This is a genomic window from Streptococcus oralis (genome assembly GCF_001578935.1).
Taxonomy (GTDB): domain Bacteria; phylum Bacillota; class Bacilli; order Lactobacillales; family Streptococcaceae; genus Streptococcus; species Streptococcus oralis_R.
The window spans coordinates 1,266,878-1,280,718 of record NZ_KQ969521.1 but is presented as its reverse complement, the minus strand read 5'-3'; the positions used below and the strand labels follow the sequence as shown (position 1 = coordinate 1,280,718).

Sequence of the window (13,841 nt, the reverse complement as noted above, 5' to 3'; positions counted from 1 at the left end):
TAATTTAAGAAAAACGAGCATTTTTTACGCAACAATGTTCGTTTTTTTATGTGAATATGGTATAATGGATAAAATATCAAAATTAAATGGAATGGTAAATAAAAATGAAATTAAGAAGAAGTGATCGGATGGTTGTCATTTCCAACTATTTGATTAATAATCCATACAAACTAACAAGTCTCAATACCTTTGCAGAAAAGTACGAATCTGCTAAATCATCGATTTCAGAGGACATCGTGATTATCAAGCGTGCCTTTGAGGAAATCGAAATCGGCCATATTCAGACTGTGACGGGAGCAGGTGGTGGCGTTATCTTTACACCATCAATCTCGAGTCATGAAGCCAAAGAAATGATCGCAGACTTGCGTGACAAACTTTCAGAAAGCGACCGTATCTTGCCAGGTGGCTACATCTACCTGTCTGATTTGCTCAGTACACCTGCCATTTTGAAAAATATTGGGCGCATCATTGCCAAGAGCTTTATGGACCAAAAAATCGATGCCGTTATGACAGTAGCAACAAAAGGTGTGCCACTCGCAAATGCAGTTGCCAATGTCCTCAATGTTCCATTTGTCATTGTGCGCCGTGACTTGAAAATTACCGAAGGTTCAACGGTCAGCGTCAACTATGTTTCAGGTTCCAGCGGTGACCGCATTGAGAAAATGTTCCTTTCAAAACGCAGCCTCAAGGCAGGCAGTCGTGTCTTGATTGTGGATGACTTTTTGAAAGGTGGCGGAACGGTCAACGGGATGATTAGTCTCTTGCGTGAGTTCGATTCTGAACTAGCTGGCGTTGCAGTCTTTGCAGACAATGCCCAAGAAGAACGTGAAAAGCAGTTCGATTACAAGTCACTCTTGAAAGTAACCAATATTGATGTTAAGAACCAATCCATCGATGTTGAGATTGGAAATATCTTTGACGAAGACAAATAAGAGATAGAACTAAAGGTTGGAACGATTGTCCCAGCCTTTCTTTGCAAACAGAATAGAAGGACGCCTATGAAAACACCATTTATCAGCCGAGAAGATTTAGAAACGATTGTTTCCGAATTCCCGACTCCCTTTCACTTGTATGACGAGAAGGGGATTCGTGAAAAAGCAAGAGCCGTCAACCAGGCCTTTTCCTGGAACAAGGGATTCAAAGAATATTTTGCAGTTAAGGCCACTCCAACACCAGCTATCTTGAAAATCCTCAAAGAGGAAGGTTGTGGTGTGGACTGTTCTAGTTATGTAGAGCTCTTGATGAGCCATAAACTGGATTTTCCCGGTTCTGAGATTATGTTCTCTTCAAACAATACGCCAGACCAAGAGTACGCTTATGCGCGTGAATTGGGCGCAACCATTAACTTGGATGCCTTTGAAGATATTGAACATCTGGAGCGAGCGGCAGGCATTCCAGAAATCATCTCTTGTCGTTACAATCCTGGTGGCGTTTTTGAGCTAGGAACAGATATCATGGATAATCCGGGAGAAGCCAAGTTTGGCATGACCAAGGCTCAGCTTTTTGAAGCCTTTGCCATCTTGAAGGAAAAAGGAGCCAAGACATTTGGGATTCACTCTTTCCTAGCATCCAATACTGTCACCCATCTCTACTACCCAGAGTTGGCTCGTCAGCTTTTTGAATTAGCCGTTGAAACCAAGGAAAAATTGGGTATTTCGCTAGACTTTATCAATCTTTCCGGCGGAATCGGAGTCAATTATCGTCCTGAGCAGGAGCCAAATGACATTGCTGTGATTGGTGAGGGAGTTCGTAAGGTTTATGAGGAAGTCCTTACGCCAGCAGGACTTGGTCAGGTCAAGATTTTCACCGAATTGGGTCGCTTTATGTTAGCCCCTCATGGAGCTCTCGTCACAAGAGTCACTCATAAGAAAAAAACCTATCATACCTATCTGGGCGTGGATGCATCAGCAGTCAACCTCATGCGCCCAGCCATGTATGGAGCCTACCACCATATCACCAATCTGACCCATCCAGACGGACCAGTTGAGGTGGTAGATGTGGTTGGTTCACTCTGTGAAAACAATGATAAATTTGCAGTGAATCGCGAACTACCTTATACAGAAATCGGTGATTTGCTAGTGATTCATGATACAGGTGCACATGGATTTTCCATGGGTTACCAGTACAATGCCAAACTACGCTCGGCAGAAATCCTCTATACCGAAGAAGGAAAAGCCCGCCAAATCCGCCGTGCAGAGCGCCCTGAGGACTATTTTGCAACCTTGTATGGTTTTGATTTTGAATCGGATCAGTAAAAGAAATTGAAAATGAAAGTGAAAAACAGATTGCTTTCTAAAAAATAGACAAAAAAACTTGTTTTTCACCTTACTCGTGATATAATAAAACTATAAAACGGTTTCAAGGAAGGTGACGATATGTCTGAAGAAACAATTGACTATGGACAAGTGACAGGAATGGTGCATTCGACAGAGAGTTTTGGGGCGGTAGATGGCCCTGGGATTCGTTTTATTGTCTTTTTGCAGGGCTGTCACATGCGTTGCCAGTACTGTCATAACCCCGATACATGGGCTATGGAGACCAATAAATCACGCGAACGGACAGTAGACGATGTCTTGACAGAAGCCCTTCGCTACCGTGGTTTCTGGGGAGACAAGGGAGGAATCACTGTCAGTGGTGGAGAAGCCCTCTTACAGATTGATTTCCTAATTGCCCTCTTTACCAAGGCCAAGGAAAAAGGAATCCACTGTACCTTGGATACCTGTGCCCTTCCGTTCCGTAATAAACCACGTTATCTCGAAAAGTTTAATAAACTCATGGCTGTGACAGACTTGGTTCTCCTGGATATCAAGGAAATCAACGAAGAACAGCACAAGATTGTCACAAGTCAAACCAATAAAAATATCTTAGCTTGTGCAAAATATCTATCAGATATTGGGAAACCTGTGTGGATTCGCCATGTGCTGGTTCCAGGCTTGACAGATAGAGATGAGGACTTGATTGAACTCGGAAAATTCGTCAAAACTCTCAAAAACGTTGATAAGTTTGAAATTCTACCTTATCACACTATGGGAGAATTCAAGTGGCGTGAACTAGGAATTCCATACTCACTTGAAGGGGTAAAACCACCAACAGCAGACCGTGTCAAGAATGCCAAAAAACTCATGGATACAGAAAGCTATCAAGACTATATGAAACGTGTACATGGATAAAAAAGAAGCCTGATGGGAACATCAGGCTTTTGTGATGCAGAAAAGGCCTAGCCTTTCAGCTAAGCCGTTACCTTATTTCCTAGAATGTTGTTTACCAGCATTACGTTTTTTATGTTTCTTAGTAGTCGTAATTGCAGTTGCTTGGTTAGGAGCGATATCTTTTCGCCCGCCTGTAGTTGATGCTGAACTTGCTTTTGGTGGATTTTTAGCAAATTCTTCACGTACTTTTTGGCGAAGTTTTGGACGAACAACATAGTTAACGATGAACTGTTGAAGAATCATCATGAAACCACCGACAACCCAGTAAAGTGTCACACTGGCTGGTGCGAAGAGGGAGAAGACGACAATCATGAGTGGGCTCATGTAAATCATTTTCTTGAGTTGATCTCTTTGCATCTCGTCTTCTACTCCGTGAAGTGAAAGGAGTGATTGGAGATAGTAGAGGATACCAGCGAAGGCGACAAGGATCATACTTGGGGAACCGAGATTGATACCCAAGAAGGTAGAACTAGCTACACCATCAGTATATTGGGCTGCAAAGTAGATAGCAGAGAAGAAAGGCATTTGAATGAGGATAGGGAAACATCCTACACCACCGAACATGCTGATGCCGTTTTCTTTTTGTGCAGCAAAGAGAGCCTGTTGTGCTTCTAGTTTTTCTTCTTGAGTTGTTGCCTCTTTAAGGCGTGTTTGATGTGGTTCGAGCACGTGTTTGAGAGCATTCATCTTTTCAGAGTGAAGTGTTGCCTTCCATGATTGGTAGATACCAAGTGGCAAAATAATCAAACGTACGATAATCGTTACGATGATGATCCCAATCCCAAAACCAAGGTTCATATCATTGGCAAAGTATTTGATAGCCTCTGCCATAGGCGATCCGATAGTGTTCCAGATAAATCCAGTAGGTTGTCCTGTTGCTTTGTCTACTTGGACACAGCCTGTCAAGACGAGTAGCATAGCCACCCCCATAGCAGAGAGGGCAAAACGTTTAATAGATTTCAATGTTTTCATTCCTTCTTTAAAAATTATACCTTTCTATTCTACTGTTTTTTTGTAAAATATACAATAGTTCTAGAGACCTAATTTGCGACTTTGAAGTCCGAATAGGATGAAAAGTTGCTCATTTGTACATCTAGATAGGTAACTTTTGAAAAAGGTGTCGGACCTTTTCGGATTTCTTGGATAAATTTTGCCATAGTGGCAGAGGAGTCTGCCTGAGCGAGAATTTCCACTGTGCCATCGTCATTATTCCAGACACGACCAGTGATGCCACCGATTTCAAGAGCTAGAGTAACAACACCCCAGCGAAAACCAACACCCTGCACCCTGCCTTGGGCAATCATTCTAACCTTTTGCATACCAAACCCCTTTGATTGTGTTATAATATTTCTATGACTATTATAACCTCAAAAGCCAATTCTGTGGTAAAAAATGCCAAGAAATTGCATCAAAAAAAATATCGAAAATCTGCTTATTTGATCGAGGGCTGGCACTTGTTTGAAGAAGCTGTTCAAGCAGGAGTGACGATTGAGAAGATTTTTGCCTTAGAAAGTTACCGAGATCAGCTAGCGGCTTTTTCTCAAACTATCTGGGTTTCAGAGGAGATTTTGCGGGACTTGGCAGATACGCAAACTCCTCAAGGGATTGTTGCAGTGATTCAAAAAGAAGAAGTGGGACTGCCTGATTTTCGTCAGGGCAAGTATCTATTTTTAGAGGATGTCCAAGATCCTGGCAATGTGGGTACCATGATTCGGACGGCGGATGCTGCAGGTTTTACAGGGGTTATTGTTTCAGACAAGTCAGCAGATATCTACAGTCTTAAGACCCTACGTTCCATGCAAGGAAGTCATTTTCACTTGCCCATCTATCGTCTGCCTCTTGCCACCTTTGTAGAAGAGGCAAAGAAGAGCAATTTACCTATTCTGGCAACGACCTTATCGAGAGAGTCAAAGGATTATCGTGAATTTTCTCCCCTAGAAAACTTTGTTTTAGTCATGGGAAATGAAGGACAGGGGATTAGTTCTGTCATGACTGAGAGTGCTGACCAGCTGGTTCATATAGGCATGAAAGGGCGAGCAGAAAGTCTCAACGTGGCAGTTGCAGCAGGCATTTTGATGTTTTATTTCAGCTAATTTATAAAATCTTTGTTATAATCAAGACATATTTATAGAAAAAGGAGAATTAGAATGAATCAAACGATTATTCAAGAACGTTCAGGTCTCAATCAATTTTACGCTAAGGTTTATGCTTTTGTGGGACTTGGGATTGGTCTATCGGCTCTCGTGTCAGCTTTGATGTTGACAGTCTTTCAGTCCCAATTGGTCTACTTTTTAATGCATGGCCGTCTCTGGTTGATGATTGCAACTTTTGCAGAACTTGCTCTGGTCTTTGTTGCAAGTAGCATGGCTGCCAAAAATAGCCCAGCAGCTTTGCCAGTATTTTTAGTTTATTCTGTTTTAAATGGCTTTACGCTTAGTTTTGTCGTAGCCTTCTATACACCTGGGACCGTCTTATCAGCCTTTGTATCCAGCGCCCTTCTCTTCTTTGTCATGGCGGCAATCGGGATTTTCACTAAGAAAGATTTGAGTGGAATGGGACGAGCTCTGATGGCGGCACTTGTCGGCCTCATCATCGCCATGGTCGTGAATATTTTCTTGGCTAGCGGTTTCTTTGACTACATGATTAGTATTGCCATGGTTTTGGTCTTCTCGGGTTTGATTGCATGGGACAACCAAAAGATTCGCTATGTTTATGAGCAGTCACGAGGACAAGTAGCGACAGGCTGGGTCATCTCAATGGCTCTCAGCATCTATCTAGACTTTATCAACCTCTTCCTTAGCATCTTACGTATCTTTGGTCGAAACGATTAATGAATGACAGAGTCAGTGTTCAAAAGAGCACTGACTTTTTCTTATTTACTCTTTTCTTTTCTTGGAAATAGGTGTATAATGCTTTTAACTAATTTTTGAGGAGCCGTTTATGAAGAAAAGTTTTATTCATCAACAAGAAGAAATTTCCTTTGTGAAGAACACTTTTACCCAGTATTTGAAAGATAAGTTAGAAGTTGTTGAAGTTCAAGGTCCCATCTTGAGCAAGGTCGGGGATGGGATGCAGGACAACCTGTCCGGTGTCGAACATCCAGTATCCGTAAAGGTCTTGCAGATTCCAGATGAAACTTATGAAGTCGTTCACTCACTAGCCAAATGGAAACGCCACACCTTAGCTCGTTTTGGTTTCGGTGAGGGTGAAGGTCTGTTTGTTCACATGAAAGCCCTTCGTCCGGACGAAGATTCGCTTGACGCGACCCATTCAGTTTATGTGGACCAGTGGGACTGGGAGAAGGTTATCCCAAATGGTCAACGCAATATCGCCTATCTCAAAGAAACTGTTGAGAAGATTTACAAGGCCATTCGTCTGACAGAGCTAGCAGTAGAAGCCCGCTATGATATTGAATCTATCTTGCCAAAACAAATCACCTTTATCCATACGGAAGAATTGGTGGAACGCTATCCAGACCTAACACCGAAAGAGCGTGAAAATGCGATCTGTAAAGAGTTTGGTGCAGTCTTCTTGATTGGTATTGGTGGCGAGTTGCCTGACGGGAAACCGCACGATGGCCGCGCACCAGACTACGATGACTGGACAAGTGAGTCTGAAAATGGCTACAAGGGTCTTAATGGCGATATTCTTGTTTGGAATGAGTCTCTAGGTGGAGCCTTTGAGTTGTCTTCTATGGGGATTCGTGTAGATGAAGAAACCCTTCGTCGTCAGGTAGAAATCACCGGCGATGAAGACCGCTTGGAATTGGAATGGCACAAGGCTTTGTTGAATGGCTTATTCCCATTGACAATCGGTGGAGGAATTGGACAATCTCGGATGGCCATGTTCCTTCTTCGTAAGAAACACATCGGAGAGGTTCAGACCAGTGTCTGGCCTCAAGAAGTTCGCGATACATATGAGAATATCTTGTAGAGAATCGAACCGCAAGGTTCGGTTTTCTTTCTCTTTTTCCTGTAATTTGGTATAATAAACGGTATGAAAATCGTATCAGGAATCTACGGAGGGCGCCCCCTCAAGACGCTAGAAGGCAAGACGACGAGGCCGACATCGGATAAGGTGCGTGGAGCTATTTTTAACATGATTGGTCCCTACTTTGAAGGGGGGCGGGTCTTGGATCTTTATGCAGGTAGTGGTGGTTTATCTATCGAAGCAGTATCGCGTGGTATGGCTAGCGCTGTTTTGGTGGAGCGAGACCGTAAGGCTCAGGCAATTGTGGCTGAAAATATCCAGATGACCAAGGAAGTTTCCAAATTTCAGCTCTTAAAGATGGAGGCTGAACGGGCCTTGGAGCAAGTGAATGGTCCCTTTGACCTGGTCTTTTTAGACCCTCCCTATGCCAAGGAACAAATCGTTGCAGATATCGAAAAAATGGCAGAAAGAAACCTTTTCTCCGAAGAGGTCATGGTTGTCTGTGAAACCGATAAGTCTGTAGAACTCCCAGAAGAAATCGCCTGCTTAGGCATTTGGAAGGAAAAAATATATGGGATTAGTAAGGTGACGGTCTATGTCAGATAAAATTGGATTATTTACAGGATCATTTGATCCGATGACAAATGGACATCTGGATATCATTGAACGTGCCAGCAAACTCTTTGATAAGCTCTATGTCGGGGTCTTCTACAATCCTCACAAACAAGGCTTTCTCCCTGTTGAAAATCGCAAACGGGCAGTCGAAAAAGCTGTGGCGCATTTAGATAATGTAGAGGTCCTAGCTTCTCATGACCAACTAGTCGTCGATGCTGCAAGAAGACTGGGTGCTAAAACCCTTGTCCGTGGCTTGCGGAATGCCACCGACTTGCAATATGAGTCTAGCTTTGATTATTACAATCATCAACTGGCTCCAGAAATCGAAACCATTTACCTATATAGTCGCCCAGAGCATCTTTATATTAGCTCTTCAGCCATGAGAGAACTTCTGAAGTTTGGTCAGGAGATTCAGCAATATGTACCAAACAGTGTTGTGGAGGAATTAGAACATGAAGAAGAAAACTAGATGGCCCTTATATGTCATCCTAGCACTAGTAGTGACTTTTTTAGCCTTTGTAGTACCTTTACCCTACTACATAGAAGTTCCAGGTGGAGCGGAAGATATTCGTCAAGTTTTAAAAGTCAATGAAACAGAAGATACAGAAGCAGGAGCTTACCAGTTTGTAACAGTCGGTATTCGACACGCAACCCTATCACATCTTGTCTATGCTTGGTTAACACCTTTTACGGACATTAGAAGTGCCCAGGAGACTACGGGTGGCTCTACGGATGCAGAGTTTATGCGGATCAATCAGTTCTACATGCAAACATCCCAAAACATGGCCAAGTATCAAGGACTGAAGACGGCTGGAAAGGATATCGAACTCAAGTACCTGGGTGTCTATGTCTTGACCGTGACGGACAATTCAACTTTTAAGGGCATTCTGAACATTGCAGATACCGTGACGGCTGTTAATGATAAAACGTTTGACAGTTCAAAAGACTTGGTCGACTATGTTAATTCTCAACAATTAGGAGATACGGTCAAGGTAACCTATGAAGAAGATGGAAAAGTCAAGTCTGCAGAAGGTAAAATTATCACTCTCGAAAACGGAAAAAACGGGATTGGGATTGGTCTGATTGATCGTACAGAAGTGACCAGTGATGTTCCGATTCGTTTTTCAACAGCAGGTATCGGGGGGCCAAGCGCCGGTCTCATGTTTAGCCTAGCTATTTACACCCAGATAGCTGATCCAAGTCTTCGTAATGGCCGCATCGTTGCGGGAACGGGAACTATTGATCGCGATGGAAATGTTGGCGACATCGGTGGAATTGATAAAAAAGTGGTTGCAGCCTCTCGTCAGGGAGCCAACATCTTTTTTGCTCCTGACAATCCAGTCACCGAGGAAGCAAAAAAAGCAGATCCTAATGCGAAAAGCAACTATGAAACAGCCCTAGAAGCTGCTAAAACGATCAAAACAGAGATGAAAATCGTTCCCGTTAAGACCTTGCAGGATGCGATTGATTACCTTAAAAACAATCCCTAATTTGTAGAAAAATTGAAAACTAGCGCGCAAGCGGATAAGATGGTATAATAGTCAAATGGTTCAATTATTATTCACTCTAAGCAGTCATATACTCTTTATTTATTTGAGTTTTTACCTTTTGAAGGATCTTGTTAGATGGGAAAAGGTTTTAAAAGTGAACGCTACTAACACAAAAAAGGTTCGTTTGTTGGTCGGCTTCTTTAGTATTGTGATGGGCTACATCTTGAGTTCATTCTTTATCAGTTTGTACCAACTGTGGCAAGAAGCGCTTAGAGGACTGTTATAAAATCAAAAGTAAAGGAAACAACTATGGAAAAAATTGTGGTTCAAGGCGGAGATAATCGTCTGGTCGGGAGTGTGACGATCGAGGGAGCAAAGAATGCAGTCTTACCCTTGTTGGCAGCGACTATTCTAGCAAGCAAGGGTAAGACAGTCTTACAAAATGTCCCAATCTTGTCAGATGTGTTCACCATGAATCAAGTGGTTCGGGGTTTGAATGCCAAGGTGGACTTTGATGAGGAAGCTCATGTTGTCGAGGTCGATGCGACTGGTGATATCACGGAGGAAGCTCCATACAAGTATGTCAGCAAGATGCGAGCATCCATCGTTGTCTTGGGACCAATCCTTGCCCGTGTAGGCCATGCCAAGGTGTCCATGCCAGGTGGTTGTACGATTGGTAGCCGCCCTATTGATCTTCATTTGAAAGGTCTGGAAGCTATGGGGGCTGAGATTAGTCAGACGGCGGGTTACATCGAAGCCAAGGCTGATCGCTTACATGGGGCTCATATCTACATGGACTTCCCAAGTGTTGGTGCAACGCAGAACTTGATGATGGCAGCGACGCTGGCTGATGGGGTGACAGTGATTGAAAATGCTGCGCGTGAGCCTGAGATTGTGGACCTAGCTATTCTCCTCAATGAAATGGGAGCCAAGGTTAAGGGAGCTGGTACAGAGACCATTACCATTACTGGTGTGGAGAAACTTCACGGTACGACTCACAATGTGGTTCAAGACCGTATCGAAGCTGGAACTTTTATGGTGGCTGCTGCCATGACTGGTGGTGATGTCTTGATTAAAGATGCTGTTTGGGAGCACAATCGTCCCTTGATTTCAAAACTACTTGAGATGGGTGTTGAAGTGACAGAGGAGTCAGAAGGTATCCGTGTTCGTTCTCAACTTGAAAATCTCAAGGCTGTTCATGTAAAAACCTTACCACATCCAGGATTCCCAACAGATATGCAGGCACAATTTACAGCCTTAATGACTGTCGTAAAAGGGGAATCCACCATGGTGGAAACAGTGTTCGAGAATCGTTTCCAACATCTGGAGGAAATGCGCCGTATGGGCTTGCATTCAGAGATTATCCGTGACACAGCTCGTATTGTTGGGGGGCAGGCTTTACAGGGGGCAGAAGTTCTATCAACGGACCTTCGCGCTAGTGCTGCTTTGATTTTGACAGGTCTGGTGGCGCAGGGAGAAACAGTTGTTGGTAAGTTAGTCCACCTTGATAGAGGTTACTACCGTTTCCATGAGAAATTGGCTCAGCTAGGAGCGAAGATTCAGCGAATCGAGGCAAATGATGAAGAAGAATAAAAACTTACGCTATGTACTCCGTCGTTTACTGTTGATTTTTATTGTTCTCTTGATAGGTTTCCTTGCTTTAGGAATCGGCTTGATGGTTGGCTATGGTATCCTAGGAAAGGGACAGGATCCATGGGCAATCTTGTCTCCAGCAAAGTGGCAGGAATTGATTAGCAAATTTACAGGAAATTAGACTGGGAGACCAGTCTTTTTCAAAAGAAATAAGGAGAAAAATGGACAAAAAAACAAGACAGACTTTGATAGGGTTACTTCTATTCTTACTCTTGGCTGCTGGAAGCTACTACATCAAGCAGATGCAGTCAGCACCAAACACCCCTAGAACCAAGGTTAGTCAGAAAAAACAAGCTTCAGAAGCTCCCAGTCAGGAGCTAGCTGAAAGTGTCTTAACTGAGTCAATCAAAAATCAAATCAAGGGGGGGCTCGAGTGGAATGGAGCAGGGGCCTTCATTGTCAATGGCAATAAAACCAATCTAGATGCCAAGGTTTCTAGTAAACCCTATGCGGATAATAAAACAAAGACAATTGGAAAAGAAACAGTCCCAACTGTTGCCAATGCCATCTTATCCAAAGCCACTCGACAGTATAAGAATCGTGAGGAAACAGGAAATGGCTCTACCTCTTGGACTCCACCAGGATGGCATCAGGTCAAGAATCTAAAGGGAGCCTATACACATGCAGTTGATAGAGGACACCTGCTGGGCTATGCCTTGATAGGTGGTTTGGATGGTTTTGATGCCTCTACTAGCAATCCCAAGAACATTGCAGTCCAGACAGCTTGGGCCAACCAAGCGCAGGCTGAGGATTCGACAGGTCAGAACTACTATGAGAGTTTGGTCAGAAAAGCCTTGGACCAAAATAAGAGAGTCCGTTATCGGGTGACACTCCACTATGCGACAAATGAGGACCTAGTTCCATCCGCTTCACAAATTGAAGCCAAGTCTTCAGATGGCGAATTGGAATTCAATGTCTTAATCCCCAATGTTCAAAAGGGAATCCAGCTTGATTACCGAACAGGGCAAGTAACAGTGACGAATTAGAAACAATAGATACTATAAAAAACAGCTCCTTTGTCTTCTAGAGGCAGGGGAGTTGTTGTTTAAATGAAAAATAATGTGAATCCTGAGGGATTTTATGATATAATGAAACACAAGATACTATTTTAGGAGAAGGACTATGGAAGACCCGAGCAGTCAGAATTTGTTGCTACAGTTTGTATTGTTATTTATCTTGACCCTGTTAAATGCTTTTTTCTCAGCCACTGAAATGGCGATGGTGTCACTAAACCGTGCCCGAGTAGAGCAAAAGGCAGAAGAGGGAGACAAACGTTACGTTCGTTTGTTAAAGGTACTTGAAAATCCTAATCACTTTTTATCAACGATTCAAGTTGGTATCACGTTAATTACCATCTTGTCAGGTGCCAGTTTAGCAGAAACGCTAGGACGCGAAATTGCTTCTTGGATGGGAAATAGTGAAACAGCTTACGCTATTGCAAGCTTTCTATCTTTAGCGTTCTTGACCTACATTTCCATTGTTTTTGGGGAACTCTATCCCAAGAGAATCGCTCTAAATCTGAAAGATACCTTGGCCATCCGAACAGCACCAGTCATTATTGGTTTGGGGAAAATTGTCAGTCCCTTTGTTTGGCTTCTATCAGCTTCAACTAATTTGTTGAGCCGTGTGACCCCAATGACCTTTGATGATGCTGACGAAAAGATGACACGTGATGAAATAGAGTACATGCTCACCAATAGTGAAGAAACACTGGATGCAGATGAGATTGAAATGCTACAGGGAATCTTTTCTCTAGATGAATTAATGGCTCGTGAGCTAATGGTGCCTCGTACAGATGCCTTTATGGTAGATATTCAGGATGACAGTCAAACGATTATTGAGAGTATCTTGAAGCAAAATTTCTCACGTATCCCTGTTTACGATGGTGATAAGGACAATGTGATTGGTTTGATTCATACCAAGCGTTTGCTGAACGCTGCCTATGCAGATGGCTTTGAAAATATTGTCTGGAAACGAATCCTCCAAACACCACTATTTGTGCCTGAGACCATCTTTGTGGACGACCTCCTTAAAGAGCTTCGAAATACCCAAAACCAAATGGCCATCTTACTAGACGAATATGGGGGTATGGCTGGTTTGGTAACTCTGGAAGATCTTCTAGAAGAGATTGTCGGTGAGATCGATGACGAGACGGATAGGGCAGAAATCGAAGTCCATCAAATCGGTGAGGACACCTATATTGCACAGGGAACCATGAATCTTAACGACTTCAATGACTACTTTGGTGTCGAACTAGAAAGCGATGATGTGGATACCATCGCCGGTTATTATTTGACGGGTGTTGGTACGATTCCAACAACTGAAAAAATCAGTTATGAACTAGTCAGTCAAAACAAGCAGATCGTCCTGACCAATGATAAGGTGAAAAATGGACGTGTTACCAAGGTAAAAGTTCAAATCACTGAACTAGAACCTGAAGAAGAAATAGAATAAAGCAGTGACTTGAGTCACTGCTTTTTGTAAAACTATATAGTAGATACAGTTATCCCTATCTATTTGGAATAACAAAAAAGCCCGATTTTACGGACTTTCATTCGGTTAATTCCTGTTAATTCAGGTACTGAAAGGCGGTAGACGGATTTGAACCGACGATCAAGCTTTTGCAGAGCCGTGCCTTACCACTTGGCTATACCGCCTCAACGTTTATTATTATACCTTGAAAATCATTTCTCGTCAATAGTTTCTTATTCTAAAATCCAATTTAGGAAAACAAATGATGATTGAAGAAGTGAGAAAAAGCTTGTAAAAATCCCGTTCTAAAGAAGGTTAGACTAGAAAGTATTTCTTGCAGATACAAACAAAGAAGGCAAGAATTTTGACAAATAGAAGTTTTTCGAGGAAATGCGCCTAAATATTCTGAAAATTCGTTTACTTTTTGGATTGTTTATGATATAATCTATAATAAGTCTAAATTTTTAAATAG

The 13,841-nt window shown here is 42.7% G+C and carries 16 protein-coding genes and 1 tRNA gene; 14 read left to right on the top strand and 3 right to left on the bottom strand.

What is annotated here, in order from left to right; translation table 11 throughout:
* Positions 1-104 precede the first annotated feature (104 nt).
* The 3 genes from purR to pflA all read left to right on the top strand — a co-directional run bounded on the left by purR (position 105) and on the right by pflA (position 3,170).
* A complete protein-coding gene (gene purR / locus SORDD15_RS06235) occupies positions 105-932 on the top strand; it encodes a pur operon repressor (protein ID WP_002874197.1) in 828 nt (275 codons plus the stop codon).
* Positions 933-998: 66 nt separating this feature from the next.
* The gene (locus SORDD15_RS06230) at positions 999-2,255 is read left to right on the top strand and encodes a diaminopimelate decarboxylase (protein ID WP_061415534.1); all 1,257 of its coding nucleotides are present in this window, start codon (positions 999-1,001) and stop codon (positions 2,253-2,255) included.
* A gap of 120 nt (positions 2,256-2,375) precedes the next feature.
* Positions 2,376-3,170: a pyruvate formate-lyase-activating protein gene (pflA, locus tag SORDD15_RS06225; RefSeq protein ID WP_061415532.1), complete on the top strand. Its 795-nt coding sequence runs from the start codon at positions 2,376-2,378 to the stop codon at positions 3,168-3,170.
* Positions 3,171-3,242: 72 nt separating this feature from the next.
* Here pflA and yidC read toward each other — a convergent pair whose 3' ends face one another.
* Positions 3,243-4,172, bottom strand: coding sequence for a membrane protein insertase YidC (yidC, locus tag SORDD15_RS06220; protein ID WP_061415721.1), 930 nt, complete (start codon positions 4,170-4,172; stop codon positions 3,243-3,245).
* A 77-nt stretch (positions 4,173-4,249) separates the two neighbouring features.
* A complete protein-coding gene (locus tag SORDD15_RS06215; protein ID WP_001174609.1) occupies positions 4,250-4,528 on the bottom strand; it encodes an acylphosphatase in 279 nt (92 codons plus the stop codon).
* A 33-nt stretch (positions 4,529-4,561) separates the two neighbouring features.
* Here SORDD15_RS06215 and SORDD15_RS06210 point away from each other — a divergent pair, with 33 nt between their 5' ends.
* The 11 genes from SORDD15_RS06210 to SORDD15_RS06165 all read left to right on the top strand — a co-directional run bounded on the left by SORDD15_RS06210 (position 4,562) and on the right by SORDD15_RS06165 (position 13,351).
* Complete coding sequence (locus SORDD15_RS06210; protein WP_061415531.1) at positions 4,562-5,302, top strand: TrmH family RNA methyltransferase; 741 nt, start codon at positions 4,562-4,564, stop codon at positions 5,300-5,302.
* Between the two features lie 54 nt (positions 5,303-5,356).
* Positions 5,357-6,040 (top strand): Bax inhibitor-1/YccA family protein, encoded by a 684-nt coding sequence (locus SORDD15_RS06205; protein WP_061415529.1) that lies wholly within the window; start codon positions 5,357-5,359, stop codon positions 6,038-6,040.
* Positions 6,041-6,149: 109 nt separating this feature from the next.
* Entirely contained in the window at positions 6,150-7,142 is a 993-nt protein-coding gene (asnA, locus tag SORDD15_RS06200; RefSeq protein ID WP_061415527.1) for an aspartate--ammonia ligase, read from the top strand.
* Positions 7,143-7,205: 63 nt separating this feature from the next.
* Entirely contained in the window at positions 7,206-7,745 is a 540-nt protein-coding gene (gene rsmD, locus SORDD15_RS06195) for a 16S rRNA (guanine(966)-N(2))-methyltransferase RsmD (protein WP_061415525.1), read from the top strand.
* The gene (gene coaD / locus SORDD15_RS06190; protein ID WP_061415523.1) at positions 7,735-8,223 is read left to right on the top strand and encodes a pantetheine-phosphate adenylyltransferase; all 489 of its coding nucleotides are present in this window, start codon (positions 7,735-7,737) and stop codon (positions 8,221-8,223) included. The genes rsmD and coaD overlap by 11 nt, the downstream gene beginning before the upstream one ends.
* Positions 8,207-9,244, top strand: coding sequence for a SepM family pheromone-processing serine protease (locus SORDD15_RS06185; protein ID WP_061415521.1), 1,038 nt, complete (start codon positions 8,207-8,209; stop codon positions 9,242-9,244). The genes coaD and SORDD15_RS06185 overlap by 17 nt, the downstream gene beginning before the upstream one ends.
* Positions 9,245-9,299: 55 nt before the next feature.
* Positions 9,300-9,530 (top strand): DUF1146 family protein, encoded by a 231-nt coding sequence (locus SORDD15_RS10050; protein ID WP_080619411.1) that lies wholly within the window; start codon positions 9,300-9,302, stop codon positions 9,528-9,530.
* 23 nt (positions 9,531-9,553) lie between these two features.
* Positions 9,554-10,837 carry a UDP-N-acetylglucosamine 1-carboxyvinyltransferase gene (murA, locus tag SORDD15_RS06180; protein WP_061415519.1) on the top strand — a complete coding sequence of 428 codons (1,284 nt, stop codon included), beginning with the start codon at positions 9,554-9,556 and terminating at the stop codon, positions 10,835-10,837.
* Positions 10,824-11,018: a DNA-directed RNA polymerase subunit beta gene (locus SORDD15_RS06175; protein WP_061415718.1), complete on the top strand. Its 195-nt coding sequence runs from the start codon at positions 10,824-10,826 to the stop codon at positions 11,016-11,018. The genes murA and SORDD15_RS06175 overlap by 14 nt, the downstream gene beginning before the upstream one ends.
* A 40-nt stretch (positions 11,019-11,058) precedes the next feature.
* The gene (locus tag SORDD15_RS06170; RefSeq protein ID WP_061415517.1) at positions 11,059-11,883 is read left to right on the top strand and encodes a DNA/RNA non-specific endonuclease; all 825 of its coding nucleotides are present in this window, start codon (positions 11,059-11,061) and stop codon (positions 11,881-11,883) included.
* 136 nt (positions 11,884-12,019) lie between these two features.
* Positions 12,020-13,351, top strand: a complete 1,332-nt coding sequence (locus SORDD15_RS06165; protein ID WP_061415515.1) for a hemolysin family protein — start codon at positions 12,020-12,022, stop codon at positions 13,349-13,351.
* A 132-nt stretch (positions 13,352-13,483) separates the two neighbouring features.
* On the opposite strand, the gene SORDD15_RS06160 is transcribed toward SORDD15_RS06165, so the two are convergent.
* Positions 13,484-13,554 (bottom strand) — tRNA-Cys (locus tag SORDD15_RS06160).
* Positions 13,555-13,841: the final 287 nt, after the last annotated feature.